A 26695-nucleotide genomic window follows, 5' to 3' on the forward strand; every position below is an offset into this window, starting at 1 on the left:
CGCGCGCCGTCGGTGGCTGGTCGCGCAGTTCCGCCCCCTATGCCTTCGGCAATGGGGGGACCCCCAGTGCCTCGGCCCTCCAGGTGTGAGGCCCACGCCCCCCGCCCAGCCGGGCAAGCCAGTCGGGCGACCGCGCGCCGTCGTGGGCCGTTCGCGCAGTTCCCCGCGCCCCTAAACGCTCTCCCGCTCCCCGACCCTGAGAAGGGGGCCCGCCTCTCGGCAGCGGCGACGAGGAGGGCAACCCAGGGGCGCGGGGAACTGCGCGACCAGCCACGGCCGGGCCGCGGTCGAGACTCCTCCGGAGGAGGCACTATCCCCTGCCCAGAGGGCGTCTCCTCCCGAGGGCGGTCCAGGGGAAGGGGCTAGGGGCGCGGGGAACTGCGCGACCAGCCAGCCACGGTCCGCAGGCCGCGAACAACATCAGGCTGCCGGGCGAGACCCGGGTCTGTGGGCCTCACACCTGGAGGGCCGAGGCGCTGGGGTCCCCCCATCGCCGAAGGCATAGGGGCGCGGGGAACTGCGCGACCAGCCGCAGACGGGCCGCGGCGAGGCACGGCGCACCCGACCGCGGCGCACCCCCAGCGGGAGGCGTTTAGGTACGCGTACTCAGGCGTAACCCCCCTCCCACCCGGCAGCATCGAAGGCATGCTGTGGTCCGATCCGAAGAACGAGCCCCCCGAGGAGCTGCGCGAGACGCAGGACATGCTCCGCCGGGCCGGGCTGCTGCTGGCGGTGGCCATGGTGCTCGGGATGATCGTGGTGGGCCTGAGATAACCGCCCGGGGCGGCCCGGTTCGCGGACCCCGGTACGAACCCCCGACCGGGAGGCCCGCCGAAGCCCGGCAGGACGCCCGGCGCCGACCCGGTACCGACCCCGGCGCGGCGGTCCGGACGCGGCCCCGGGCCCGGTGAGGGGTACCCGGAGGCCCTCCGAAGGGGGTAACCCCGCGCCGAACCGCGCCTACGATGGCCGCATGACCGCCCATGCCACCCCCCGCCCCGCCGTGCCGCGCCCCCGTCTCGTACTCGCCTCCGCGTCGCCCGCCCGGCTGCGGCTGCTCCGCGAGGCGGGTCTCGATCCGGAGGTGATCGTCAGCGGCGTCGACGAGGACGCGCTGTCCGCCCCGACCCCGGCCGAACTGGCCTTGGTGCTCGCGGAGGCGAAGGCGGCGGTCGTCGCGGCCCGCCCCGAGGTCGCGGGCGCGCTGGTGATCGGCTGCGACTCGGTCCTGGATCTGGACGGCGAGGCGCTCGGGAAGCCGGTGGACTCCGAGGAGGCGACGGCCCGCTGGAAGGCGATGCGGGGCCGGTCCGGGGTGCTGCGGACGGGCCACTGCGTGACCGATACGACGACCGGCCGGATCGCCTCGGCGACCGCGTCGACCACGGTCAGGTTCGGTGAGCCGTCGGACGCGGAGATCGCCGCGTACGTCGCGACCGGCGAACCGCTGCACGTGGCGGGCGCGTTCACGCTCAGCGGCTACTCGGCGCCGTTCATCGACGGGGTCGACGGCGATCACGGCAATGTCATCGGGATCTCCCTGCCGCTGCTGCGGACCCTGCTGGCGGAGCTGGGCCACTCGGTGACCGACCTCTGGATCCCCAGGGGCTGACGGACGTCGCGGCACCCGCCGCGCCCCTCGCCCTCCCCGTCCCGCCGGGCCTCACCCCCCGGCCGGGCGGAGGGGCGTACCGGCACCGCGACCGTACGGAAGCCGACGGCCGTCACCGGGATCGAAGCAGGCCGGGGACACCGGCCGGGCCGTAGGAGGCCGTACCCCGGACCCCTCGCGCGGCCCGCCCCGGGCCCCGGCCCGTACTCCCGGTAGCGGGTCGCACACCCCGCGCACGGCACGGCGGCCGGGCTCCCCCCGCGCTCCGGCGGTCCACCGCGGATGCTCCCGCCGCGCCCCGGTGGCGCCCCTGGAGGCACAGTGGAGGCACACCCCCTGTCCCACCCCTCACCCTCGACGGCCCCGGGCGACACGGTCCACCCGACCTCGGAGAATGGGAAGAATCGTTCGGCCATTCGTAGGGATTCCACAAAGAAAGGGGTGGGTCGGCTGGCCCCATGGACAGAGACCCGCGCCACACACCGGGGCTACTGTCTGGGATAAGCAACCCGTCGTACCGTGGTGCGACAAGGGATTTCGCGACTCGAGCGAGCCTCGAATCACGCTCCGTGTGGGCAAGCTCACCCTAGGGGACGGGTCGAACGGCCGTGTCGGCAGTCCCTAAACTCGGCTTGTTTCAAGGAGGGAGCCATCGTGCGCAAGGTGCTCATCGCCAATCGAGGCGAAATCGCTGTCCGCGTCGCCCGGGCGTGCCGGGACGCCGGAATCGGGAGCGTAGCCGTCTACGCCGATCCGGACCGGGACGCTCTGCACGTCCGCGCGGCCGACGAGGCGTTCGCCCTGGGCGGTGACACCCCGGCGGCCAGCTATCTCGACATGGCCAAGGTGTTGCAGGCCGCCAAGGACTCGGGGGCCGACGCGATCCACCCCGGATACGGCTTCCTCTCCGAGAACGCCGAGTTCGCCCAGGCCGTCATCGACGCCGGGCTGACCTGGATCGGGCCCCCGCCGTCCGCGATCCGCGACCTGGGTGACAAGGTCGCCGCCCGGCATATCGCCCAGCGGGCGGGCGCCCCCCTGGTCGCCGGTACGCCCGACCCGGTGTCCGGCGCCGACGAGGTCGTCGCCTTCGCCCGGGAGAACGGGCTGCCGATCGCGATCAAGGCCGCGTTCGGCGGCGGCGGGCGCGGGCTGAAGGTCGCCCGCACCCTCGAAGAGGTGCCCGAGCTGTACGACTCCGCCGTCCGCGAGGCCGTCGCGGCCTTCGGCCGGGGCGAGTGCTTCGTGGAGCGGTACCTGGACAAGCCGCGGCACGTGGAGACCCAGTGCCTCGCCGACCAGCACGGCAATGTCGTCGTCGTGTCGACCCGGGACTGCTCCCTCCAGCGCCGCCACCAGAAGCTGGTCGAGGAGGCCCCGGCGCCGTTCCTCAGCGACGAGCAGAACGCCGAGCTGTACCGGGCGTCCAAGGCCATCCTCAAGGAGGCCGGATACGTCGGCGCGGGCACGGTCGAGTTCCTGGTCGGCCTCGACGGCACGATCTCCTTCCTGGAGGTCAACACCCGGCTCCAGGTCGAACACCCGGTCACCGAGGAGGTCACCGGCCTCGACCTGGTCCGCGAGATGTTCCGGATCGCCGACGGCGAGGAACTGGGCTACGACGACCCGCCGGTCCGCGGCCACTCCTTCGAGTTCCGGATCAACGGCGAGGACCCGGGCCGCAACTTCCTCCCCGCGCCCGGCACGGTCACCGTCTTCGAGCCGCCCGCCGGACCCGGTGTCCGGCTCGACGCGGGCGTCGAGTCCGGCAGCGTCATCGGCCCCGCGTGGGACTCCCTGCTCGCCAAGCTGATCGTCACCGGCGCCAGCCGGGAGCAGGCCCTCCAGCGGGCCGCCCGCGCCCTGGCCGAGTTCCGGGTCGAGGGCATGGCCACCGCGATCCCGTTCCACCGGGCGGCCGTGGTCGACCCCGACTTCACCAGCGACCCGTTCCGGGTCCACACCCGGTGGATCGAGACCGAGTTCGTCAACGAGATCCCCGCCTTCACGGCCTCCGCCGACACCGACGGCGACGAGGAACTCGACCGCGAGACGGTCGTCGTCGAGGTCGGCGGCAAGCGGCTGGAGGTCTCCCTCCCGGCGCACCTCGGGATGACCCTGGCCCGGACCGGCCTGGCCGCCGGGGCCAAGCCCAAGCGCCGCGCCGCCAAGCGCTCCTCGGCCGCCGCGTCCGGCGACACCCTCGCCTCCCCGATGCAGGGCACGATCGTCAAGGTCGCCGTCGAGGAGGGCCAGCAGGTGTCCGAGGGCGATCTGGTCGTCGTCCTGGAGGCCATGAAGATGGAACAGCCCCTGAACGCGCACCGCTCGGGCACCATCAAGGGCCTCAGCCTGGAAGTCGGCGCCTCCATCTCCTCCGGCGCCCTGATCTGCGAGATCAAGGACTGACCGGACGTCACCCGCCGTACGGAGGGCCCGCCGGTCGCGATGACCGGCGGGCCCTCCGCCGTACCGCCGTACGACGCGCGGTGCCGCGTCACCGGTCCGGCCGTACGTCACCCGGATGGCATCCTGGTGCGACGGGGTGGACCGAGAGGACGGACGTGATGGGGACGACGACGGCACCGGACACGGCGACGGCCGCGACCGGGGCGGGGCGGGCCACCGACGGCGTACGGGAACCCGGACCGGCGGGCCGCCCCAAACGGGCCGACGCCCGCCGCAACTACGAACGGCTCCTCGCCGAGGCCCGTACCGTCTTCGCCGAACACGGCACGGACGCGTCCCTGGAGGAGATCGCCCGCCGCTCCGGCGTCGGCATCGGCACCCTCTACCGGCACTTCCCCAACCGGCACGCCATGATGAGCGCCGTCTTCCAGGACGCCGTCGGAGTCCTCCTCGACCGCTCCCGAACCCTCGCCGACGCGCCCGACGCCCGGGAGGCGCTGGCCGAATGGCTCCGTACCCTGATCACCCATTCCGGTGAGTACCGGGGCCTCGCCGGGGCCCTGATGTCGGCCTCCCACGACACCGACTCGGCGCTCTCCGCGTCCTGCTCGCTCCTCACCGACGCGGGGGCGCGGCTGCTGGAGCGGGCGGTGGAGGCGGGGCAGGTCCGCGAGGACGCGTCGATCGGCGACCTGATGCAGCTCACCAACGCGATCTCCCTCGCGGCGGACCAGTCCCCCGCGGACCCCGCCCTCCCGGACCGCCTCCTCCTCCTGACACTCCGCGGCCTGACGCGCTAGGGGATCCCGTCTTTGCCCTCCGGCGATGGGGGACCCCCAGCGCTTTGGCCCTCCAGGTGTGAGGCCAACAACGCCGGGTTTCGCCCGGCGGCCTGATGTTGTCGGCGGGCTGCGGCCCGGCCGTGGCCGTTCGCGCAGTTCCCCGCGCCCCTAAATGCTCTCCCCCGCACGGCCCCGAGAAGGGCTCCGCCCCTCCTGGGAGCGGGCTCCCTCTACGAGAGCGGTCAGGAAGGCAACCAGGGGCGCGGGGAACTGCGCGACAAGCCACCCACCGGCGCGCGGTCGGCAAAGACGGCTGGGACCACCCACAGGCTCCGGGGCAAAGCGGTCAGCCGGAGGGCCAAGGCGCTGGGGGTCCCCCCATTGCCGAGGCATAGGTTGGGGGTCCCCCCATCGCCGAAGGCATAGGGGGAGGAACTGCGCGACAAGCCACCGACGGCGCGCGGGCGCCCGAAAAGCTCGCCCGGCTGGGCATACGGCGCACGGGGTACGGGCTGCGGGACGGGGCCCACGCCGCGCCCCGGTGGAGTCGTGGCGGGTCCGAGCCGGAGGCTAGCGGCGGCGGAGGTCCGCGACCCGCGACCCCCGCTCCATACCGCCACCGGCCCCACCGGTACCGGCACCGCCGCCGCCGAGTGTGTCCCGGTCCAGGCCCGGCGCCGTGGTGAAGCGCGCGGGGCCCGTGGCGCCCCGGGTGCGGCGGGGGCCCGGGAGGGGAACCTCGCGGCGGTGACCACGGCCCGCGGGCGCGCCGTCGGGCCCGGTGCCCGGTGACGTACCGCCCGCGACCGCGATCTGTACTCCCTGGTCGGCCAGCGCCTGGAGTTCCGTGGCCGCGCGGTCGTCGTGCGCGGGGGGTTCGTCGGTGACGAGCCGGGTGATCACATCGGTGGGCACGGTCTGGAACATGGTGTCGGCGCCGAGTTTGCTGTGGTCGGCGAGGACGACGACCTCCGCCGCGGCCTGGACCAGGGCCCGGTCGACGCTGGCGGAGAGCATGTTGGAGGTGGAGAGTCCGCGTTCGGCGGTGAGTCCGCTGCCGGAGAGGAACGCGCGGGAGACCCGCAGCCCCTGGAGGGACTGTTCGGCGCCGCTGCCGACGAGGGCGTAGTTGCTGCCCCGGAGGGTGCCGCCGGTCATCACCACTTCGACCCGGTTGGCGTGGGCCAGCGCCTGGGCGACGAGCAGGGAGTTGGTGACCACGGTCAGTCCGGGTACCCGGGCCAGCCGGCGGGCCAGTTCCTGCGTGGTCGTCCCGGCGCCGACGACGATCGCCTCGCCCTCGCCGACGAGCCCGGCGGCGAGGTCGGCGATGGCGGTCTTCTCGGCGGTGGCGGAGAGGGACTTCTGGGGGAACCCGGATTCGCGGGTGAATCCGCCCGGCAGGACCGCGCCGCCGTGCCTGCGGTCGAGGAGCCCTTCGGCCTCCAGCGCGCGGACGTCCCGGCGGACGGTGACTTCGGATGTCTGGACGACCCGGGCGAGTTCCCGGAGCGATACGGCTCCGTTGGCACGCACCATTTCGAGGATCAGTTGGCGACGTTCAGCAGCGAACACAAAACTGACAGTAACCTGCCGCGCCGACGCTTTTCAGCTCTATGCACCGATTGCCAAGTAATGCGCGCGGACCGCACCGACAAGTGGTATAGGGCGGTCCGCAGTTGACCGTCCGCCGACCGGAAGATGATCGGCGGCGGGCCGAAAGCGGCCGGGCCCGTACCGGACCCGGCCCGGTCCGGCTCAGCTCTCGCCGGTCACCTTACGGGTGTGGAGCTGGCGCGCGACCTCGGCGATCGAGCCCGACAGCGACGGGTAGACGGTGAACGCGTTGGCGATCTGCTCCACGGTCAGATTGTTGTCGACCGCGATCGAGATCGGATGGATCAGTTCACTCGCCCGGGGTGCCACGACACAGCCGCCGACGACGATGCCCGTCCCGGGACGGCAGAAGATCTTGACGAAGCCGTCGCGGATGCCCTGCATCTTGGCACGCGCGTTCCGCAGCAGCGGCAGCTTCACCACCCGGGCGTCGATCAGCCCGGCGTCGACATCGGCCTGGGTGAAGCCGACGGTCGCGATCTCGGGGTCGGTGAAGACGTTCGACGACACGGTCTTCAGGTTGAGGGGCTGCACCGCGTCGCCGAGGAAGTGGTACATCGCGATCCGGCCCTGCATGGCCGCCACCGACGCGAGGGCGAAGACGCCCGTGACGTCGCCGGCCGCGTAGACGCCGGGCGCGGAGGTACGGGAGACCTTGTCGGTCAGGATGTGGCCGGAGTCCTTGAGCCGTACGCCCGCCTCCTCCAGGCCCATGCCCGCGGTGTTGGGGATCGCGCCGACCGCCATCAGACAGTGCGTACCGGAGATGACCCGGCCGTCGGAGAGCGTGACCTCGACCCGGTCGCCGACCCGCTTGGCGGACTCGGCGCGGGAGCGGGCCATCACATTCATCCCCCGGCGGCGGAAGACGTCCTCCAGGACGGCCGCGGCGTCCGGGTCCTCACCGGGGAGCACCCGGTCCCGGGAGGAAACCAGGGTGACCCGGGAGCCCAGCGCCTGGTAGGCCCCGGCGAACTCGGCGCCGGTGACACCGGAACCGACGACGATCAGTTCCTCGGGCAGCTCGTCGAGGTCGTAGACCTGGGTCCAGTTCAGGATCCGCTCGCCGTCGGGGAGCGCGTCGGGGATCTCCCGGGGGTGGCCGCCGGTGGCGATCAGCACGGCGTCGGCGGTGAGCCGCTCCTCGGAGCCGTCGGCGGCGGTGACGACGACCGTACGGGACCCGTCCGCGGCCTGCTGGCCCTCCAGCCGGCCCCGGCCGCGCAGCACCCGGGCGCCCGCTCGGGTCACGGAGGCGGTGATGTCGTGGGACTGGGCCAGCGCCAGCCGCTTCACCCGCCGGTTGACCTTGCCGAGGTCGACACCAGTGACCCTGGCGGACTGCTCCAGAGGCGGGGTGTCGTCGGCGATGATGATGCCGAGTTCCTCGTACGACGAGTCGAAGGTGGTCATCACCTCGGCGGTCGCGATGAGGGTCTTCGAGGGCACGCAGTCGGTCAGGACGGACGCGCCGCCGAGGCCGTCGCAGTCGACGACGGTCACCTCCGCGCCGAGTTGGGCGCCCGCCAGGGCCGCCTCGTATCCGCCGGGTCCGCCGCCGATGATCACGATCCGGGTCACTGGGGTTACGCCTCGCGCTCTCGTTGCTGCCGGGTACGGGTGGGTGGGCCGGTGCCCGCCGGGCGGGCCCCGTGGTGCGTCCCGCCGGACTGGAGTACGTACCCCATTGTCCCGCACGCATCAACCTGCTCCGTCCCCGGGCCGCCGTACGCCTCGCGCGGCGGGCCCCGGCGCCGGTCCCCGGCACCGTCACAGGGTCCCGGCCACCGCGCGCGAGCAGCGAAAACACGCTCCGGGCAGGGGTGGGCGGGCACCGACCCCGCCCGGGGACGGCCCGGTGCGGGACCCCCGCGTCCCGGCGGCACCTTCCAAAAAGGCGGCCACCCGCGCCCCTCCCGTACCCTCGATCCCATGTCGCTCTACGCCGCGTACGCCGGCAACCTCGACGCGCGGCTGATGAGCCGCCGCGCTCCGCACTCGCCGCTGCGCGGCACGGGCTGGCTGACCGGCTGGCGGCTCACCTTCGGCGGCGAGCAGATGGGCTGGGAAGGCGCGCTGGCCACGATCGTGGAGGCACCCCGCTCCCAGGTCTTCGTCGCGCTCTACGACGTAGCGCCGATGGACGAGGACTCCATGGACCGCTGGGAAGGCGTCGGCCTCGACATCTACCGGCGCATGCGGATCCGGGTCCACACCCTGGACGGCGAGGAACCCGCCTGGGTGTACGTCCTCAACGGCTACGAAGGCGGGCTGCCGTCGGCGCGCTACCTGGGGGAGATCGCGGACGCGGCGGAATCGGCGGGAGCGCCGCACGACTACGTCATGGAACTCCGCAAACGCCCCTGCTGAGGAGCCCCTCACCTCCTCCCGCTCCCGCCGGCCCGTCGCGCCCGGTGCCCCTTCCTCTCCGGGCCGCGCCCGACGCCCTGTTGTTCGCGGCCCGCCTGTGCCTTCGGGGGCGGGACCCCCAGCGCCGTGGCCCTCCGGGTGAGGCCCACACCCCGGGCCGCGCCCGGCGACCTGATGCTGTTCGCGGTCCGCCCCACCGTCGCGGCTGGTCGCGCAGTTCCGCCCCCTATGCCTTCGGCAATGGGGGGACCCCCAGCGCCTTGGCCCTCCAGGTGAGGCCCACAACCCGGGCCGCGCCCGGCGACCCGATGTTGTCGGCGGTCTGCGGACCGCCTGTGGCTGTTCGCGCAGTTCCCCGCGCCCCTAAAAGCTCTCCCCCCGCACCAGACCTGAAATGGGTCCCGGCCCCGGGAGAAGGAGCCGGGGACCCTTGCCTATGGGTCCCGGCCCCCGGGATGAGGGGCGGGGCCCTTTCGGAGGGCGGCGAAGGGGGCGACCAGGGGCGCGGGGAACTGCGCGACAAGCCAGCCACCGGGCAGCAGGTGGACCACAAACACCAGGTCGCACCCTTCCCCTCCCCGGGACGGGCTCCAGCCCCGAGTGGCATGTCCAGTGCGCGTGGTCGGGGGGTGCAGGGTCGCCCCCTGGGGGTCCCCCCAAAGGCAGCTTTGGGGGAGGACGGCGGAAAAGAAACGGGTCTCCCGGACAAGACCCCCACTTCCGCCGTCCGTGAGGAGGTGAGCCCGGAGGCCACCGACCCTCCCGACGCCGAACAAGACCGCCCGCATACCGCCGGAGCAACGGTCACATCTTCAACAGCCCCGCCGGCGCCTGAGGCGCGAACCGCCCCGCACCAGGCGGGAAACCCCACACCAGGCGCGCACCCCACAGCGGGAGGCGCCCCCGCCCCGCCGGCGCCTGAGGCGCGAACCGCCCCGCCTGGACACAGGCAACCCCGGCACCAGGCGCCCGAGGGCGCGGAGCCGCAAGCAACCCGCCTGGGCACAGGCAACCCCACACCGGGGCCCCGGGACCAGGAACCCCACAGCGGGAGGCGTTCGTCGGAAACGACAAGGCAACGATCCTCGTGTCCGTAGCTCCGTCATCTACGCGCGTAGGGAATCAGCGGATACCCTCATTCGCGTGAACGCACATGTGAATCCGGGCCTCGACGCCCCCGCCACCCCCCACGACCTCGCGGACGCCGCCGCCGCGCGGCTGCGCGAGCTGACCGGGGCCGACGCCCATGACGTCGCCCTGGTGATGGGCTCCGGCTGGGCCCCGGCCGCCGAGGCGCTCGGCGCGCCCGAGGCCGAGTTCCCGGTCACCGAGCTGCCCGGTTTCCCGCCGCCCGCGGTGGAGGGGCACGGCGGCACGATCCGCTCGTACCGGATCGGCGAGAAGCGCGCCCTCGTCTTCCTGGGCCGTACGCACTACTACGAGGGCCGCGGTGTCGCCGCCGTCGCGCACGGGGTGCGGACCGCCGTCGCCGCGGGCTGCAAGACCGTCGTCCTGACGAACGGCTGCGGCGGTCTCCGCCAGGGCATGCGTCCCGGCCAGCCGGTCCTGATCAGCGACCACATCAATCTGACCGCGACCTCCCCCATCGTGGGCGCGCGGTTCGTCGATCTGACGGACCTCTACTCGCCTCGGCTCCGTGCCCTCTGCAAGGAGATCGACGAGTCTCTGGAGGAAGGGGTGTACGTGCAGGTCACCGGGCCGCACTACGAGACCCCGGCCGAGATCAACATGGTCCGGACGATCGGTGGCGACCTGGTCGGCATGTCCACGGTCCTGGAGGCCATCGCGGCCCGTGAGGCGGGCGCCGAGGTGCTGGGCATCTCCCTCGTCACCAATCTGGCGGCGGGTATGTCGGGCGAGCCCCTCAACCACGAGGAAGTCCTGCAGGCGGGCCGTGACTCGGCCGCGCGGATGGGTGAGCTGCTGACCCGGGTCCTGTCCCGGATCTGAGCCCGCTCCACCCGCACCGACTGTCCGTAGACGAGAGGCGATTCCGACCGTGCAGCACCAGCACGCCCAGGGCACCCAGGGCACCCAGGAGTTCGGCCACCTCATCGAGCGCGCCGAGCGCTGGCTCGCCGAGGACCCCGATCCCGACACCCGCGAGGAGCTGGCCGAGCTGATCGCCGCGGCACGGGAGGACGCGGCGCGGGAGGACGGCGCCCACGGAAAGCCCACCGCCGAGCTGGCGGCGCGCTTCTCCGGCACGCTCCAGTTCGGCACCGCCGGGCTCCGGGGCGAGCTGGGCGCCGGGCCGATGCGGATGAACCGCGCGGTCGTCATCCGGGCCGCCGCCGGGCTCGCCGCCTACCTCAAGGCGGAGGGCGCGGCCGACGGGCTGGTCGTGATCGGCTACGACGCGCGCCACAAGTCCGCCGACTTCGCCCGGGACACGGCCGCCGTGATGGTCGGCGCCGGGCTGCGGGCCGCCGTACTGCCCGAGCCGCTGCCGACCCCCGTCCTCGCCTTCGCCATACGGCATCTGGGCGCCGTCGCCGGGGTGGAGGTCACGGCCTCCCACAATCCGCCGCGCGACAACGGCTACAAGGTCTACCTCGGCGACGGCTCGCAGATCGTGCCGCCCGCCGACACCGGGATCGCGGCGGAGATCGACGCGATCGTCAGCCTGGCGGACGTACCGCTCGCGGACTCCGGCTGGCAGACCCTCGGCGACGAGGTCGTGACCGCGTACCTGGAGCGTACGGACACGGTCCTCTCGCCCGGTACGCCACGCACGGCGACGACCGTGTACACGGCGATGCACGGGGTGGGCCGCCCGGTCCTGGAAGCGGCCTTCGCCCGGGCGGGCTTCCCCGCGCCGGTCCTCGTCGCCGAGCAGGCGGACCCCGACCCCGAGTTCCCGACAGTCGCCTTCCCCAACCCGGAAGAGCCGGGCGCGATGGACCTCGCCTTCGCGACGGCCGCCCGGGTCCGGCCCGATCTGGTGATCGCCAACGACCCCGACGCCGACCGCTGCGCCGTCGCCGTCCCGGCCGCGCCCCGCCCGACCGACGCACCCGCCGCCACCCCCGACCCGGAGCGCTGCGCCATCGCCACGCCCGCCGGGAGCGACTGGCGGATGCTCCGCGGCGACGAAGTCGGCGCACTGCTCGCCGCGCACCTGGTGCGCTCCGGCGCGCGGGGCGTCTTCGCCGAATCGATCGTCTCCTCGTCCCTGCTCGGCCGGATCGCCGAGGCGGCGGGGCTGCCGTACGCCGAGACCCTGACCGGCTTCAAGTGGATCGCCCGCGTCGACGGCCTGCGGTACGGCTACGAAGAGGCGCTCGGCTACTGCGTCGACCCGGAAGGCGTCCGCGACAAGGACGGCATCACGGCGGCGCTGCTGATCACCGAGCTGGCGTCCGTCCTCAAGGAAGAGGGCCGTACGCTCACGGACCTGCTGGACGACCTGGCCGTCGAGCACGGCCTGCACGCCACCGACCAGCTTTCCGTCCGGGTCCAGGACCTCGGCGTCATCGCGGACGCGATGGCCCGGCTGCGGGCGGCACCGCCGAAGGAACTGGCGGGGCTGACGGTCACCGGCGCGGAGGACCTCACCACCGGATCCGCTTCGCTGCCGCCGACGGACGGCCTCCGCTACCACCTCGACGGCGCGTACCGTGCCCGGGTCATCGTCCGCCCGAGCGGTACGGAGCCCAAGCTGAAGTGCTACCTGGAGGTCGTCGTCCCGGTCGGCGACCGGCCGGAACTGGGCTCGGCGCGGGCGCGGGCGGAGGAACTCCTGGAGTCCCTCAAGCAGGACGTCGCCTTGGCGGCGGGCATCTGACGGGGTTCTTGGTGTGAGGTCCCCCGCGGCGCGCGGGGCCTTCGCGCCCTGGGCGCCTGGTGTGGGGTTTCCCGCCTGGTGCGGGGTGTTCGCGCCTCAGGCGCCGGCGGGGCGGGGGCGCCTCCCGCTGTGGGGTGCCTGGTCCTCAGGTGCCTGGTGCCGGGGTTGCCTGTGGCCAGGCGGGGTGTTCGCGCCTCAGGCGCCGGCGGGGCTGTTGAAGATGTGACCGTCACTCCAGCGGTATGCGGGCGCACTTGTGCAGCGTCGGGAGGGCCGGTGGCCTCCGGGCTCACCTCCTCACGGACGGCGGACGTGGGGTCGCCTGAGAGGCAGACCCGGTCTTTTCCGCCATCCGTTGCGGGGGCGACCCTGCACCCCCCGACCACGCCGACTGGACTTGTCCCCTGGGGCTGGAGCCCGTCCCGGGGGGAGGGATGGTGCCACCTGATGCGGTCGGTCCACCCGCGCCCCGGTGGTGGGCTGGTCGCGCAGTTCCCCGCGCCCCTGGTCACCCCCTCCGCCGCCCTCCGAGAGCGCCCAGCCCCTTCCCCCAAGGCCGGGACCCATTTCAAGGCCGGGGCCGGGGAGAGCATTTAGGGGCGCGGGGAACTGCGCGACCACCCACAGCCGGGCCGCGGATGAAACACCTCCGGAGGAAGCACTACCCATCCCGCCCGGAGGGCGCTCCCCTCCCGAGAACGGTCGGGAAAGCAACCCAGGTGGCGCTGGGGGTCCCCCCATTGCCGAAGGCATAGGGGGCGGAACTGCGCGAACAGCCAGCCACGGTCCGCAGACCGCGAACAACAGCAGGCCGCCGGGCGCAGCCCGGATCCTTCAGGCGGCGCGGCCCGGGGCGCGGGAGCACTCCCGCAGACGGGAACAGATTTCGTACAGGCGTCACCGCGGCTGCCCCGCACGGGTGATTCCCGCGGCGCCCCCGCCTCAGAGCGCCCCCACCCCGGCGCCGTCCGGGCAATGGTGGCCCGGTAGCGCCTCCGCAGGCGCGCGCCGAGTTGTCAGGAGCTGCCGTCGTTGTCCCCCGCCGCGTCTCCCGCCCGTGCCGTGTACGTTCCCGCTTCCCGTCGGCCCCGGCGGCCGTCCGTGCCGCGCGGGAATCCGTCGTCGGGGGTGCGCCGCCGGGCGCACCGGATCTCGCGGTCGTTGCGTTCGGCGGCGCCCGCGCTGGTGGCGTATCTGCTGGTGCGGCTGGTGGGGCTGGTGTTTCTGGCTCGGCTGGCGCATGCCAAGGGGCACGGGGTGTGGCCGACGCTGGCGACGTCGTGGGATTCGGGCTGGTATCTGGGGATCGCGGAGCACGGGTACGCGGGTGAGCTGGGGACCCGGGTCAATGCCAACAATCTCGCCTTCTTTCCGCTGTATCCGCTGCTGGTGAGGGCGGTCGCGGCGGCGTCGCCGGGTTCGGTTTCGCGGGCTTCGGCGGGGTTGTTGATCGCGGTCGGGTGTTCGTTCGTCGCGGCGTGGGGGATCCACGCGGTCGGAGAGCGGTTGCACGGCCGCCGGGTGGGCACGTTGCTGACGGTGTTGTGGGGGGTGCTGCCGGTCGCCGTCGTGCAGTGGATGGGCTATACGGAGTCCCTGTTCACGGCGTTGTGCGCCTGGTCGCTGTATGCGGCGTTGACGGGCCGCTGGCTGTCGGCGGGCGTACTGGCGTGTCTCGCGGGTCTGACGCGCCCCACGGGTATCGCTCTGGCCGTGGCGATCGCCCTGGGTGCCTTGCTGGCGGCTCGGCGGGTCCGGGGCGGGGCCCGTACGCGCGCGGTCGCGGGCGCGGTTCTGGCGCCGCTGGGGTGGCTGGGGTTCGTGGGCTGGGTGGGGGCCCGGGTGGGGCGGGTGGACGGCTATTTCGCGGTGCAGCGGCTCTGGAAGAACGAGTGGGACGGCGGCCGGGCGACGCTGCTGGAGCTGCGGCAGCAGTTGGTCTACGAGACCCGGCCGCAGTTGTTCAGTCTGGCGGTCTCGGCGTGTCTGGTGCTGGCGGTGGTGTTGTACGTCCTCACGCTGACGGACCGGCAGCCGCTGGTGCTGTTGGTCTTCACCGGAAGTCTGCTGGTGGTGGTGCTGGGCAGTGCGGGGGTCTATTTCCCCCGGGCCCGTTTTCTGCTGCCCGCGTTCCCGCTGCTGCTGCCGCTCGCGGTGTCCCTCGCCCGGGCCCGCCGCGCGCCGCTGGTGGTGGTGCTGGTGTCGGCGGTCCTGTTGTCGACCTGGCTCAGCGCCTACATGCTTCTGGTCTGGCCGGGCCCGCCGTGACGGCCTTACGGTGCCGCGCTGTCGGGTAATTCCCGGGCGCCCGGCGCGTACGGCTCCGCACAATGACGGTCATGACGACCTTTCTCCACGCCAATCCCGTTTTCGCCCGGCTCGAAGGGGCCGAGCGGATCCTCGTGGCGGGTGCGGGCGGCGGCTTCGATGTGTACTCCGGGCTGCCGCTGGCTCTCTCGCTGCTCCATCAGGGCAAGGACGTCCGGCTGGCGAATCTGTCGTTCAGTGCCCTCGCCGGGCTGCCGCGGGACGACTGGGCGGCCCCCGATCTGGCCGTCGTCACCCCGGATTCGGCGCCTCACCAGGCGTATTTCCCGGAGCGGACCCTCGCCCGGTGGCTGCGGATCCACAACTATCCGTCCACGGTGTACGCCTTCCCGCTCACCGGGGTCCAGCCGCTGCGCGCGGCCTACCGGGCGCTGGTGGAGCGCCATGAGATCGACGCGGTGGTCCTGGTCGACGGCGGTACGGACATCCTGATGCGCGGCGACGAGGCCGGGCTCGGCACCCCGGAGGAGGATCTGACCAGCGTCGCGGCGCTGGCGGCGATGGACGAGGTGGCGACCCGGCTGGTGGTCTCGGTGGGCTTCGGGGTGGACGCGTACCACGGGGTGAACCATGTCCAGGTGCTGGAGAACATCGCCGCTCTGGAGCGCGACGGCGCTTATCTGGGCGCGTTCTCCATATCGCGCGCCACCCTTGAGGGGGCGCTCTATCTCGACGCGGTGGCCCATGCCCAGGATCACACCCCGGACCGGCCCAGTATCGTCAACGGTTCGATCGCGGCGGCGGTCCGGGGCTCGTTCGGCGATGTCCGCTTCACCGACCGCACCCGGGGCAGTGAGCTGTTCGTCAATCCGCTGATGTCCCTGTATTTCGCCTTCGACCTGCCGGGGCTGGCCGCCCGCTGTCTCTATCTGGACCGGATCGAGGACACGCAGCTGATGCGGCAGGTCCAGTCCCGGATCGCGGAGTACCGCGACACCCTGGTGACCCGTCCCCCGCGCCGGTTCCCTCACTGACCGCCGGACGCCGTTCGGCTACGCGATGGCGAAGAGGATCACCAGCATCACCGCGCCGACCGCGAGCGGGATGAAGAGTTCGTACGCCCAGACCGCTTTGACCTCGCCCTGGGAACCGGAGGCCGCGCCGCGGGCGGTGACGAATTCTCGGAGTTCGCCGACGGTGCGGTCGGCCTGGGCCATGGGGGTGGGGAGGTTGCGGTCCACTTGGCGGCCGGCCCGCTCGTCGCGGTCGCGCTTCTGCTGCTGACGGTTGGCGCGCTTGCGCTGGCGGAGGGAGACGGGGACGGCCCACATGGGGTACTTGGTGCCGTCCTTGGTGATGATCTCCGTGGAGTAGGAGGAGCGGACCTCCTCGACCCGGCCCCAGGGGGCGGTGACGGTCCGGAACGGGTTCCGGATCCGGATCCGGTCGTCGTTGACGAAGACCGCGGGCCGCAGGGTGAACGCCACTACCAGCGGCACGACGACCAGCATCGTCGCGATCGCGAAGAGCGGGGTGTTTCCCGCGCCCCGGACGACGGCGTCCACGCCCAGCCAGACCGTGAGGGCCAGCAGCAGCACACCACCGGCCATCCCCGCCGGGGAGCGGAAGACCCGCTCGGCGTAGGCGGGCTCGGCGGGCGTGGGCGTCTCGGGCTTGCTCATACGTCCGATTCTGCCGTACGCGGTCCGAGTGCGGCGCCCGTGGGCGGCCCGGCGGGGCATACGGCGCCAGCCGCGCCGTCAGCGCCACCGGACGCTCCGGGGGTCCCGGCGGCCGGGGTCCGCTTCGTAGCGGCGGGGACCGGGCGGCGGTGGCGGCCCGCCGCCGCGGCGGCGACCCGGCCGAGGGCCTCGTCCCGGCCGCAGGGGTACGCCCCGAGGTCCGTCTGGCGGCTGACGATGCCCTGCTCGGCCCGCATCAGCCGCCAGCCCCGCCGCAGCAGGAACGGTACGGATTTACGGCCTTCCCGCAGGTCCCGCAGCAGCCTGCGGCGGAATGTGGTGCCCGGACGGCCCCGGAGACAGATCGCGTCGGCGAGTACGCCCAGCTCCTGGCAGCGGGCGACGACGTCCGCCGCGAAGATGCCCTCGGCGACGAAGAGGGGCGTACGGCCGACGGAGAAGGCGTCGAGGCCGGTACGGGAGCTGGTGGCGATGTCGTACACGGGTACGGACGTACGGCCCGTCCGGCACAGCTCGTCGATGGCCGCGACCGCCGCGTCCGCGTCCCACGATCGGGGGGAGTCCCAGTCGATGTCGGTACTGCCCGGCACCAGGGGGAGGGTGGGGTCGTCGCCCTCTTTGTAGAAGTCGTCGAGGCGGAGTACGGGAAGCCCGGTACGGGCCGCGAGGAACGACTTTCCGGAGCCCGAGGGGCCCGCGAGGAGCAGGACCCGGGTGGCGGCCGGAGCGGGTTGGGCGGGGATGGCGGTCACGGAACACCAGTGTGAGGCATTGCCCCGTGAAGGGGATCCACCGGGGATGCCGGTAGATCCGGAATCCCGACCTCAAATACCCTGTGCACTCGCACGACCACAGAAAGCGACCATGTCGCATATCGGCGAACACAGGCAGGCAACCATGACATCCCACACCACGTCTCCCAGCACCTCGCGGCGGTTCGCCGTGGGCGCCGGTCTCGCCGTCGCGGCGGTCGCGGCGACCCTCTCCGCGGGAAGTGCCGCACAGGCGGCCCCGGTGGCCGTCCCGGTCGGCGGCGAGGCCCTGGGCAGCGCCCTGTCCGGCCCCGGCGCCGGGCTGACCGGCGCGCTCACCAACTCCGTGACGGGGCTGGCGTACCTGAAGGAGCACCAGCTCAACCCGCTGGCGCAGACCGGGGTGGACCCGCTGGCGAACGGCGTCGGCACGCAGATCGCCGACTTCAAGCCGATCGGTACGGACCTGGTGACCGGCCCCCTCTCCGACGGCGCGGCCCTCCAGGACCTCCCCGTGGTCGGCGGCCTGGTGGGCACCCTCCCCCTCTGACCCGGGGCCGGGCGACCTGAGCTTGTCTCGCGGTTCCCCGAGCCCCGACGTGCTCTTCCCGGCATCGCCGCATCGCCGCACTACCCGGGCCGGGCCCGGCGCCCGCGGCTTGTTCGCGGTCCGCACCGCCGTCGTGGCTGTTCTCGCAGTTCCCCGAGCCCCTCAACGCTCTCCCGAGCGCCGCCCCGCGAAAGGCCCGCCTCTTTACGAGGGCGGTCAGGAGGGCGACCCAGGGGCTCGGGGAACTGCGAGACAGGCCGCAGACCGCGAACAGGATCAGGCTGCCGGGCGCTCCGGAGAGCCGAGTCCCCCGGCGCCGAAAGGACCGGGGCGCGGGCCCGGGAAACGGGCCCGCGCCCCGCGTGAGGCCCGTCAGTACGAGGAGCCCGCGGCTCCCAGCGCGCCCGTGGGGTGCCAGACCGTCTTCGTTTCGAGGAAGGCCGTCAGCCGGGACGTGCCGGGGTCCGCGGTGAAGTCCGGGGACTCCGCCGACGGGCGCAGGACGCGCTTCACATTGTCCGCCGCCGCGATCTCCAGCTCCTTCGCCAGGGCCGCGTCCGCGCCGGTGAGGTCGATCGCGTTGACGTCCTGGTGCGCGGCGAGCGGGGCCGACAGTTCCGCCGTACGGCCCGAGAGGATGTTCACCACGCCGCCCGGCAGGTCGGAGGTGGCGAGTACCTCGCCGAGGGAGAGCGCGGGCAGGGGGGCCCGCTCGCTCGCCACCACGACCGCCGTGTTGCCGGTGGCGATCACCGGGGCGATCACGGACACCAGACCGAGGAACGACGACTTCTGCGGCGCGACGACCGCGACGACCCCGGTCGGCTCGGGCGTGGAGAGGTTGAAATAGGGACCGGCGACGGGGTTCGCCCCGCCCACGACCTGGGCGATCTTGTCGGTCCAGCCCGCGTACCAGACCCAGCGGTCGATCGCCGCGTCCACCACGGCCGCCGCCTTGGACTTGGAGAGGCCCTCCGCGTCCGCGACCTCGCGGGCGTACTGCTCGCGGCGGCCCTCCAGCATCTCGGCGACGCGGTAGAGGATCTGGCCCCGGTTGTACGCGGTCGCGCCGGACCAGCCGCCGAATGCCTTGCGGGCCGCGACGACGGCGTCCCTGGCGTCCTTGCGGGACGAGAGCGGCGCGTTGGCCAGCCAGTTGCCCTTTGCGTCGGTCACCTCGTACACCCGGCCGCTCTCGGAGCGGGGGAACTTGCCCCCGACGTACAGCTTGTAGGTCTTGAAAACGCTCAGCCGCGTCGATCGGTTCTCAGACATCGAGGTAAGCCTCCAGGCCGTGGCGGCCGCCCTCGCGGCCGAAGCCCGACTCCTTGAAGCCGCCGAAGGGCGAGGTCGGGTCGAACTTGTTGAAGGTGTTGGCCCAGACGACTCCGGCCCGGAGCTTGTTCGCGACCGCGAGGATGCGCGAGCCCTTCTCCGTCCAGATGCCCGCCGAGAGGCCGTACTGGCTGTTGTTGGCCTTGGCGACGGCCTCGTCGGGGGTACGGAACGTCAGCACCGACAGCACCGGGCCGAAGATCTCGTCCCGGGCGACGGTGTGCGCCTGGGTGACCCCGGTGAAGAGGGTGGGGGCGAACCAGTACCCGGCCGACGGCAGCTCGCACGGGGCGGTCCACCGCTCGGCGCCCTCGGCCTCGCCGGTCCTGGCCAGGGCCGTGATCCGGGCGAGCTGCTCGGCCGAGTTGATCGCCCCGATGTCGGTGTTCTTGTCCAGCGGGTCGCCGAGCCGGAGGGTGCCGAGCCGCCGCTTCAGGGCGTCCAGCAGCTCTTCCTCGATCGACTCCTGGACCAGCAGCCGGGAGCCCGCGCAGCAGACCTGGCCCTGGTTGAAGAAGATCCCGTTGACGATGCCTTCGACGGCCTGGTCGATCGGGGCGTCGTCGAAGACGATGTTGGCGCCCTTGCCGCCCAGCTCCAGCGTGACCCGCTTGGAGGTGCCGGCGACCTGCCGGGCGATGGCCTTGCCGACGGCGGTGGAGCCGGTGAAGGCGACCTTGTCGATCCCGGGGTGGCCGACCAGCGCGGCGCCCGTACGGCCGTCACCGGTGACGATGTTGACGACGCCCTTCGGCAGCCCGGCCTGACGGCAGATGTCGGCGAAGAAGAGCGCGGAGAGCGGGGTGGTCTCGGCGGGCTTGAGGACGACCGTATTGCCGGTCGCCAGCGCCGGGGCGACCTTCCACGCCAGCATCAGCAGCGGGAAGTTCCACGGGATGACCTGGCCCGCGACGCCCAGCGGCTTCGGCTCGGGGCCGAATCCGGCGTGGCCGAGCTTGTCGGCCCAGCCCGCGTAGTAGAAGAAGTGCGCGGCGACCAGCGGCAGATCGGCGTCCCGGGTCTCCCGGATCGGCTTGCCGTTGTCGAGGGTCTCCAGAACGGCCAGCTCACGGCTGCGCTCCTGGATGATCCGGGCGATCCGGAACAAGTACTTGGCCCGCTCGGCGCCCGGCAGGGCCGACCACTTCTCGAACGCCTTACGGGCGGCGCGTACGGCCCGGTCGACGTCCTCCTCGTTGGCCTGGACGTACTCGGCGAGTACTTCCTCGGTCGCCGGGGAGAGGGTCTTGTTCCGGTCCTCGCCGGAGCCCTCGGTGAACTCGCCGTCGATGAAGAGGCCGTACGAGGGCGCGATGTCGACGACCGCCCGGGACTCGGGCGCGGGGGCGTACTCGAAAAGGTTCGTCATCGGGCTCAGTCCACCGTTACGTAGTCGGGGCCGGAGTAGCGGCCGGTCGCCAGCTTCTGGCGCTGCATCAGCAGATCGTTGAGCAGGCTGGAGGCGCCGAACCTGAACCAGTGGGGGTCCAGCCAGTCCGGGCCCGCGGTCTCGTTGACCAGGACCAGGAACTTCAGCGCGTCCTTGCTGGTCCGGATGCCGCCCGCGGGCTTCACCCCGATCTGTACGCCGGTCTGCTCCCGGAAGTCGCGGACGGCCTCCAGCATCAGCAGCGTGTTGGCGGGGGTGGCGTTGACCGCGACCTTGCCGGTGGACGTCTTGATGAAGTCCGCGCCCGCCAGCATGCCCAGCCAGGAGGCCCGCCGGATGTTGTCGTACGTCGACAGCTCACCGGTCTCGAAGATGACCTTGAGCCGGGCGGGGCCCGCGGCCTCCCTGACGGCCACGATCTCCTCGAAGACCTTCAGATAGCGGCCGGAGAGGAAGGCGCCCCGGTCGATCACCATGTCGATCTCGTCGGCCCCGGCGGCGACCGCGTCCCGGGTGTCCGCGAGCTTGACGTCGAGGGCGGCCCGGCCCGCGGGGAACGCGGTGGCGACGGAGGCGACCTTGACGTCGGCGCCGTTCAGCGCGGCCTTGGCGGTGGCCACCATGTCCGGATAGACACAGACGGCGGCGGTGGCGGGGGTCTCCCGGTCCGTCGGGTCCGGGTGGACGGCCTTGGCGGCCAGCGCCCGGACCTTGCCCGGGGTGTCCGCGCCTTCCAGGGTCGTCAGATCGATCATCGAGATGGCCAGGTCGATGGCGTACGCCTTGGCCGTGGTCTTGATCGACCGGGTCCCGAGGGCGGCGGCGCGCGCTTCGAGCCCGACGGGGTCGACTCCGGGCAGCCCGTGCAGGAATCTGCGGAGCGCCTGGTCGGACGCGGTGACGTCGGCGAGGGCGGGATGGATACGGGGCATGGTCACCACGAGAGCATATCTACGCGCGTAGCGACCTGTACAGGGGGTCGATCCGGTACGGCCCCGGCATCCGTACGGCGCACCTCCGCCCGCCCCCGTACCGTCGCGGCCCCGCCCGGCCGTGCCCGGCACAAAAGGAAGCGGGACCGGACAAGACCCCCCGGCCTGTCCGATCCCGCTCCCGTTGGGGCTCCCCCGTGGCGCCCCGGTCCCCGTTTCCTTCTCGCACCATGAAGCCCCCCGGCTCCATGGCCCCCCACTTCCACCGCACGGGCCCCCCGGCCCGGCGGTCCCCCCTCTTTTTCCCCCGTGCCTTCAGGCCACCAGCTCGCCGAAGGACTCTTCCTCGTCACGCCCGAAGCTCAGCGCCTGGTCCTCCCGCAGCCTGCGCAGGGACCGCCAGATGCTCGACTTCACCGTGCCGACACTGATGTCCAGGATGTCCGCGATCTCAGGGTCGGTACGGCCCTCGTAGTACCGGAGGACCAGCATCGTCCGCTGGAGTTCGGGGAGCCTGGCCAGCGCCTGCCAGAGCACCGCCCGCAGCTCGGTACCCCGCATCGCGTCGGTGTCGCTCGCCGTCTCCGGCAGCTCCTCCGTGGGGTACTCGTTGAGCTTGCGGCGCCGCCAGGCGCTGATGTGGAGATTGGTCATCGTGCGGCGGAGGTAGCCCCCGACCGCCGCCTTGTCGCTGATCCGGTCCCACGCCCGGTAGGTGGAGAACAGCGCGCTCTGCAGCAGGTCCTCCGCCTCGAAGCGGTCACCGGTCAGGTGGTACGCGGTGGCGTACAGCGCCGACCGCCGCTCCTGTACGTATGCCGTGAACTCGGCCTCGGAGAGGGAGCCCGCCGCCGGGGCGACCGGCTTCGGGGCCTCGGCCCGGCGCGGCGCCCCGGCCTGCCGGGGCACCTCCACCGGCGCGGGCTCGATCACCGTCATGTACGGAGCCTGGTGCCGAACTCCGGCGCCGCGAGCGCACCCCCGCCCGTTCGCGGCGCCGGAGACCTTCTCACCGGACCTGACATGGACGTCGTGCAGGCGCGTGGTCACTGCGCTGGCCGTGACTCCGTGCAGTGCCGTCTTCATCCTCGCGCCCCCCGTCGTCTCGTGTGTCAGTGGTGCTGGTTCGTTTCCTCGGGCTTCCGTCCGATGGCGACAACTCTGCCGAGCCTGTTTCATCGCGGTGTCCGTCGATCGTCACAGCACTGTCACAGGGACCGTCCCGTACGCGCCCCCGGGCCGCTTCCCCGTCCGCCCGCGTACGCCCCCCGCCCGCTCCCCGGACGTCCCGGCGGTCGTCACAGCACCGCCCGGGGACCGTTCCTTACCGCCGCTCGAACGGGCCCTCGAACGGTTCCCGCCGCGCACGGACGCGATGCCGGTCGAACTCCGGGACCGGCATACGCCAGAATGGCCCCCGTGCCTTTCCTGTTGCTGATCGAGGACGACGACGCCATCCGCACGGCCCTCGAACTCTCCCTGACGCGCCAGGGCCACCGTGTGGCCACTGCGGCGACGGGCGAGGACGGCCTGAAACTGCTCAAGGAGCAGCGACCCGACCTGATCGTGCTGGATGTGATGCTGCCCGGGATCGACGGCTTCGAGGTGTGCCGTCGCATCCGCCGTACCGACCAGTTGCCGATCATTCTGCTGACCGCGCGCAGCGATGACATCGACGTGGTGGTGGGGCTGGAGTCCGGCGCCGACGACTATGTCGTCAAGCCGGTCCAGGGCCGGGTGCTGGACGCCCGGATCCGGGCGGTGCTGCGGCGCGGGGAACGGGAGTCGACGGACTCGGCGACCTTCGGTTCCCTGGTCATCGACCGTTCGGCGATGACCGTCACCAAGAACGGCCAGGATCTCCAGCTCACCCCCACCGAGCTGCGGCTGCTGCTGGAGCTGAGCCGGCGGCCCGGACAGGCCCTGTCCAGACAGCAGTTGCTCCGGCTGGTGTGGGAACACGACTACCTCGGGGACTCCCGGCTGGTCGACGCCTGCGTCCAGCGGCTGCGGGCCAAGGTCGAGGACGTCCCGTCGTCGCCGACGCTGATCCGTACGGTCCGCGGAGTGGGCTACCGGCTGGACGTTCCCCAGTGACCGGAGGAACGGCGCGGTGACCGGTGCCGCGAAGCGTGCCATAGTCGCCGGTCTCCGCTGGACCAGTCTGCGGTTGCGGCTGGTCGTCGTGTTCGCCGTGGTCGCGCTGACCGCCGCGGTCTCGGCGTCCGGGATCGCGTACTGGCTCAACCGCGAGGCCGTACTGAGCCGTACGCAGAAGTCCACCATCGACGACTTCCGGGCCGAGTTGCAGAGCCGGGCCGCCACCCTGCCGCTGCACCCCTCGCAGAACGAACTCCAGCGCACCGCCGAACAGATGAGCCACGGCCGGGACGGCTACAACGTCCTCCTGGTCGGCGAGGGCGGCGGCGGCAAGCCCCTGGTGGGCGCGTCCGACCTGGGCGACTTCACCTTCGGCGACGTACCCGAGGGACTGCGGGAGCAGGTGAACCGGCGGCAGTCGACCGGGGCGGGCAACTCCGCGCCGTACCACCTGTACTGGCAGCGGATCATCCGCGACGGCGAGCCCTACCTCGTCGGCGGCAGCCGGGTCGCCAACGGCGGCCCCACCGGCTACATGCTCAAATCCCTCGAATCCGAGAGCAAGGACCTCAACACCCTGGCCTGGTCGCTGGGGATCGCCACGGCCCTCGCGCTGGTCGGCTCGGCGCTGCTGGCCCAGGCCGCCGCCACGACCGTACTGAAGCCGGTACGCCGCCTCGGCGACGCCGCCCGCAGGCTCGGCGAGGGCAAGCTGGACACCCGGCTGCGGGTCTCCGGCACCGACGAACTCGCCGAACTCGCCCGGACCTTCAACAAGACCGCCGAATCGCTGGAGAAGAAGGTCGCGGACATGAGCGCGCGGGAGGAGTCCAGCCGCCGCTTCGTCGCCGACATGTCCCATGAACTGCGCACCCCGCTCACGGCCCTGACCGCCGTCACCGAGGTCCTGGAGGACGAGGTCGACAACCTCGACCCGATGATCGCGCCCGCGGTGAACCTGGTGGTCTCCGAGACCCGGCGGCTGGGCGACCTGGTGGAGAACCTGATGGAGGTCACCCGGTTCGACGCGGGCACCGTCAAGGTGGTCCTCGACCTCGTCGACGTCGCCGACCAGGTCACCGCCTGCATCGACGCCAGGGCCTGGCTGGACGCCGTCGAACTCGACGCCGAACGCGGCGTCATGGCCCGGCTCGACCCGCGGCGGCTCGACGTCATCCTGGCCAACCTGATCGGCAACGCGCTCAAACACGGCGGCTCCCCGGTCCGGGTCTCGGTCCGCACCGTGGACCCGGCGACCGGCACGGAATGCCCCGACGGCGTCGGCGACGAACTCGTCATCGAGGTACGCGACCACGGGCCCGGCATCCCCGAGGACGTCCTGCCGCACGTCTTCGACCGCTTCTACAAGGCCAGCGCGTCCCGGCCCCGCTCCGAAGGCAGCGGACTCGGGCTCTCCATCGCGGTCGAGAACGCCCATATCCACGGCGGCACCATCACCGCCGCGAACTCGCCCGACGGCGACGGGGCGGTCTTCGTCCTGCGGCTGCCGCGCGACACGGCCCCGGAATCCGGCGCCCCGGACGGCCCCGGCGCCGAGCCCGGCGACGACACGCCCGGCGGAGAGGACGACGGAAAGTGACGCGGCGGACCACACGGCGGGCGCTGCTCGGTACGGCGGCGCTCGCCCTCCTCCTCACCGGCTGCGGAATCCGCCCCACACAGGTCCCCGTCGACGGCGGACCCGCGCCCTCCCGGCTGCCGTGCGCCGTCAACGGCGAAGGCGGGCCGCAGGCACAGCCGTCGTCGCTACCGGTACGGATCTACCTGGTCTGCGCCTCGCAACTGGTCGCCGTCGACCGCACCGCCGACACGGAAGCGCCCCCGAAGAGTCCCCCCGGGACCGGGCTGCCCGTCGCCCGGGCACTCGTCGCCGAACTCCAGAAGGAGCCGACGCAGGCCGAGCGGGAAGCGGGCTTCCAGACGTACGTCCGCAGCCCGCTGACGATCTCCGTCGGCCGGGCGGGCGACCCCGACGGCACCTACCGCCTCAGCCGCCAGCCCGAGGCCCTGGCGCCCGAGGCCCTCGCGCAACTCGTCTGCACCCTCGCGGAGAGCCGGGCGGCGGCGGACGAGGGCGGCGTCCGCCTCGGGGGCCCCGGCGGTTACGCGCCGGCGCTCTACGACTGCGCCCCCACGACCAAGTCCCACCCCCAAACCCCCTTGCCCACCCGCGCCACGCCGCCCCCGGGGCCCCCGGCCACCCCGTGACGGCCCCCGCTTTGGAGCCGACTCCCCGGGTTATGCCGCCTGCCTAGTGGCTTCGGCGATGGGGGGACCCCAGCGCCTCGGCCCTCCGGGGAGGACCCGTCACTACCGGGTCGCGCGGGGTGGCCTGCGGCCCGCCTGTGGCTGTTCGCGCAGTTCCGCCCCCTATGCCTTCGGCAATGGGGGGACCCCCAGCGCCTTGGCCCTCCGGCTGAGGCCCACAACCCCGGGCCGCGCCCGGCGGCCTGATGTTGTCGGCGGCCTGCGGACCGCATGTGGCTGGTGGCGCAGTTCCCCGCGCCCCTGGTTGCTTCCCCCGAGCCGCCCTCGGGACGGGAGCGCCCTCCGGGCGGGGATGGATAGTGCCTCCTCCGGAGGAGTTCCGGCCGCGCCCCGGCTGTGGCTGGTCGCGCAGTTCCCCGCGCCCCTAAATGCTCTCCCCCCGCACCGGCCCTGAATTGGGTCCCGGCCCTGGGAGAAGGAGCTGGGGCCCTTGCCTATGGGTCCCGGCCCCAGGCTGAGGGGCAGGGCCTTTTCGGAGGGCAGCAAGGGGGGCAACCAGGGGCGCGGGGAACTGCGCGACCAGCCAGCCACCAAGGCGCGGGTGGACCGACCACATCAAGTGGCAATCCCCCCTCCCCGGGACGGGCTCCGGCCCCGAGCAGCATGTCCAGTGCGCGTGGTCGGGGGGTGCAGGGTCGCCCCCGCAACGGACGGCGGAAAAGACCGGGTCTGCCTCCCAGGCAACCCCACTTCCGCCGTCCGTGAGGAGGTGAGCCCGGAGGCCACCGACCCTCCCGACGCCACACAAGACCGCCCGCATACCGCCGGAGCAACGGTC

The 26695-nt window shown here is 72.7% G+C and carries 20 protein-coding genes and 1 pseudogene; 13 read left to right on the forward strand and 8 right to left on the reverse strand.

The window, feature by feature from the left end; all coding sequences use genetic code 11:
• Window positions 1-645 precede the first annotated feature (645 nt).
• From AB0G74_RS13560 to AB0G74_RS13575, 4 genes are all read left to right on the forward strand, one after another.
• Entirely contained in the window at window positions 646-774 is a 129-nt protein-coding gene (locus tag AB0G74_RS13560; RefSeq protein WP_358828476.1) for a hypothetical protein, read from the forward strand.
• A gap of 199 nt (window positions 775-973) precedes the next feature.
• Window positions 974-1612 (forward strand): nucleoside triphosphate pyrophosphatase, encoded by a 639-nt coding sequence (locus tag AB0G74_RS13565; RefSeq protein WP_361144690.1) that lies wholly within the window; start codon window positions 974-976, stop codon window positions 1610-1612.
• 654 nt (window positions 1613-2266) lie between these two features.
• Window positions 2267-4021, forward strand: coding sequence for a biotin carboxylase N-terminal domain-containing protein (locus tag AB0G74_RS13570; protein WP_361144693.1), 1755 nt, complete (start codon window positions 2267-2269; stop codon window positions 4019-4021).
• 158 nt (window positions 4022-4179) lie between these two features.
• Complete coding sequence (locus tag AB0G74_RS13575) at window positions 4180-4821, forward strand: helix-turn-helix domain-containing protein (RefSeq protein WP_361144696.1); 642 nt, start codon at window positions 4180-4182, stop codon at window positions 4819-4821.
• A 552-nt stretch (window positions 4822-5373) separates the two neighbouring features.
• Here AB0G74_RS13575 and AB0G74_RS13580 read toward each other — a convergent pair.
• Together AB0G74_RS13580 and AB0G74_RS13585 are read right to left on the reverse strand one after the other, a co-directional pair.
• A complete protein-coding gene (locus AB0G74_RS13580) occupies window positions 5374-6378 on the reverse strand; it encodes a DeoR/GlpR family DNA-binding transcription regulator (RefSeq protein WP_361144699.1) in 1005 nt (334 codons plus the stop codon).
• Between the two features lie 183 nt (window positions 6379-6561).
• On the reverse strand, window positions 6562-8001 hold the full coding sequence (locus AB0G74_RS13585; RefSeq protein WP_361144701.1) for an NAD(P)H-quinone dehydrogenase: 1440 nt from the start codon (window positions 7999-8001) through the stop codon (window positions 6562-6564).
• Window positions 8002-8352: 351 nt separating this feature from the next.
• Between AB0G74_RS13585 and AB0G74_RS13590 the strand changes: the two genes are divergently transcribed.
• From AB0G74_RS13590 to AB0G74_RS13610, 5 genes are all read left to right on the forward strand, one after another.
• Window positions 8353-8790: a gamma-glutamylcyclotransferase gene (locus tag AB0G74_RS13590; protein ID WP_358828482.1), complete on the forward strand. Its 438-nt coding sequence runs from the start codon at window positions 8353-8355 to the stop codon at window positions 8788-8790.
• Between the two features lie 1155 nt (window positions 8791-9945).
• The gene (locus tag AB0G74_RS13595; RefSeq protein ID WP_361144760.1) at window positions 9946-10761 is read left to right on the forward strand and encodes a purine-nucleoside phosphorylase; all 816 of its coding nucleotides are present in this window, start codon (window positions 9946-9948) and stop codon (window positions 10759-10761) included.
• A gap of 49 nt (window positions 10762-10810) precedes the next feature.
• Window positions 10811-12598 carry a phospho-sugar mutase gene (locus tag AB0G74_RS13600; protein ID WP_361144705.1) on the forward strand — a complete coding sequence of 596 codons (1788 nt, stop codon included), beginning with the start codon at window positions 10811-10813 and terminating at the stop codon, window positions 12596-12598.
• Window positions 12599-13699: 1101 nt separating this feature from the next.
• Entirely contained in the window at window positions 13700-14866 is a 1167-nt protein-coding gene (locus AB0G74_RS13605) for a hypothetical protein (RefSeq protein ID WP_361144708.1), read from the forward strand.
• Window positions 14867-14937: 71 nt separating this feature from the next.
• Window positions 14938-15900 (forward strand): DUF1152 domain-containing protein, encoded by a 963-nt coding sequence (locus tag AB0G74_RS13610; RefSeq protein WP_361144711.1) that lies wholly within the window; start codon window positions 14938-14940, stop codon window positions 15898-15900.
• An 18-nt stretch (window positions 15901-15918) separates the two neighbouring features.
• On the opposite strand, the gene AB0G74_RS13615 is transcribed toward AB0G74_RS13610, so the two are convergent.
• Together AB0G74_RS13615 and AB0G74_RS13620 are read right to left on the reverse strand one after the other, a co-directional pair.
• Entirely contained in the window at window positions 15919-16548 is a 630-nt protein-coding gene (locus AB0G74_RS13615) for a PH domain-containing protein (RefSeq protein ID WP_361144714.1), read from the reverse strand.
• A 143-nt stretch (window positions 16549-16691) separates the two neighbouring features.
• Window positions 16692-17321, reverse strand: a pseudogene (locus tag AB0G74_RS13620) (uridine kinase); the annotation flags it as partial.
• 145 nt (window positions 17322-17466) lie between these two features.
• On the opposite strand from AB0G74_RS13620, the gene AB0G74_RS13625 reads away from it, so the two are divergent.
• Window positions 17467-17871: a hypothetical protein gene (locus AB0G74_RS13625; protein WP_361144716.1), complete on the forward strand. Its 405-nt coding sequence runs from the start codon at window positions 17467-17469 to the stop codon at window positions 17869-17871.
• A 372-nt stretch (window positions 17872-18243) separates the two neighbouring features.
• On the opposite strand, the gene AB0G74_RS13630 is transcribed toward AB0G74_RS13625, so the two are convergent.
• From AB0G74_RS13630 to AB0G74_RS13645, 4 genes are all read right to left on the reverse strand, one after another.
• The gene (locus tag AB0G74_RS13630; protein ID WP_361144719.1) at window positions 18244-19146 is read right to left on the reverse strand and encodes an aldehyde dehydrogenase family protein; all 903 of its coding nucleotides are present in this window, start codon (window positions 19144-19146) and stop codon (window positions 18244-18246) included.
• Window positions 19139-20575 (reverse strand): aldehyde dehydrogenase family protein, encoded by a 1437-nt coding sequence (locus AB0G74_RS13635; protein WP_361144722.1) that lies wholly within the window; start codon window positions 20573-20575, stop codon window positions 19139-19141. The genes AB0G74_RS13630 and AB0G74_RS13635 overlap by 8 nt, the downstream gene beginning before the upstream one ends.
• Before the next feature lie 5 nt (window positions 20576-20580).
• On the reverse strand, window positions 20581-21528 hold the full coding sequence (gene deoC / locus AB0G74_RS13640; RefSeq protein ID WP_361144762.1) for a deoxyribose-phosphate aldolase: 948 nt from the start codon (window positions 21526-21528) through the stop codon (window positions 20581-20583).
• Between the two features lie 315 nt (window positions 21529-21843).
• Window positions 21844-22614, reverse strand: a complete 771-nt coding sequence (locus AB0G74_RS13645) for a SigE family RNA polymerase sigma factor (protein WP_361144725.1) — start codon at window positions 22612-22614, stop codon at window positions 21844-21846.
• Between the two features lie 333 nt (window positions 22615-22947).
• On the opposite strand from AB0G74_RS13645, the gene afsQ1 reads away from it, so the two are divergent.
• The 3 genes from afsQ1 to AB0G74_RS13660 are packed head-to-tail and all read left to right on the forward strand — an operon-like array spanning window position 22948 to window position 25857.
• On the forward strand, window positions 22948-23625 hold the full coding sequence (gene afsQ1 / locus AB0G74_RS13650) for a two-component system response regulator AfsQ1 (protein ID WP_358828490.1): 678 nt from the start codon (window positions 22948-22950) through the stop codon (window positions 23623-23625).
• Between the two features lie 16 nt (window positions 23626-23641).
• Window positions 23642-25228 (forward strand): HAMP domain-containing sensor histidine kinase, encoded by a 1587-nt coding sequence (locus AB0G74_RS13655; RefSeq protein ID WP_361144729.1) that lies wholly within the window; start codon window positions 23642-23644, stop codon window positions 25226-25228.
• A complete protein-coding gene (locus AB0G74_RS13660) occupies window positions 25225-25857 on the forward strand; it encodes a hypothetical protein (protein ID WP_361144732.1) in 633 nt (210 codons plus the stop codon). The genes AB0G74_RS13655 and AB0G74_RS13660 overlap by 4 nt, the downstream gene beginning before the upstream one ends.
• The last annotated feature ends 838 nt before the right edge of the window (window positions 25858-26695 follow it).

Source organism: Streptomyces sp. NPDC020875 (assembly GCF_040641415.1).
Lineage (GTDB): Bacteria > Actinomycetota > Actinomycetes > Streptomycetales > Streptomycetaceae > Streptomyces.

What these genes read in the sequence shown, in the direction of transcription:
- AB0G74_RS13560 (WP_358828476.1), top strand. Translation starts at nt 646, where the DNA reads ATGCTGTGGTCCGATCCGAAGAACGAGCCCCCCGAGGAGCTGCGCGAG.
- AB0G74_RS13565 (WP_361144690.1), top strand. Translation starts at nt 974, where the DNA reads ATGACCGCCCATGCCACCCCCCGCCCCGCCGTGCCGCGCCCCCGTCTC.
- AB0G74_RS13575 (WP_361144696.1), top strand. Translation starts at nt 4,180, where the DNA reads ATGGGGACGACGACGGCACCGGACACGGCGACGGCCGCGACCGGGGCG.
- AB0G74_RS13590 (WP_358828482.1), top strand. Translation starts at nt 8,353, where the DNA reads ATGTCGCTCTACGCCGCGTACGCCGGCAACCTCGACGCGCGGCTGATG.
- AB0G74_RS13610 (WP_361144711.1), top strand. Translation starts at nt 14,938, where the DNA reads ATGACGACCTTTCTCCACGCCAATCCCGTTTTCGCCCGGCTCGAAGGG.
- AB0G74_RS13615 (WP_361144714.1), bottom strand. Translation starts at nt 16,548, where the DNA reads ATGAGCAAGCCCGAGACGCCCACGCCCGCCGAGCCCGCCTACGCCGAG.
- AB0G74_RS13625 (WP_361144716.1), top strand. Translation starts at nt 17,467, where the DNA reads ATGACATCCCACACCACGTCTCCCAGCACCTCGCGGCGGTTCGCCGTG.
- AB0G74_RS13630 (WP_361144719.1), bottom strand. Translation starts at nt 19,146, where the DNA reads ATGTCTGAGAACCGATCGACGCGGCTGAGCGTTTTCAAGACCTACAAG.
- AB0G74_RS13635 (WP_361144722.1), bottom strand. Translation starts at nt 20,575, where the DNA reads ATGACGAACCTTTTCGAGTACGCCCCCGCGCCCGAGTCCCGGGCGGTC.
- deoC (WP_361144762.1), bottom strand. Translation starts at nt 21,528, where the DNA reads ATGCCCCGTATCCATCCCGCCCTCGCCGACGTCACCGCGTCCGACCAG.
- AB0G74_RS13645 (WP_361144725.1), bottom strand. Translation starts at nt 22,614, where the DNA reads ATGAAGACGGCACTGCACGGAGTCACGGCCAGCGCAGTGACCACGCGC.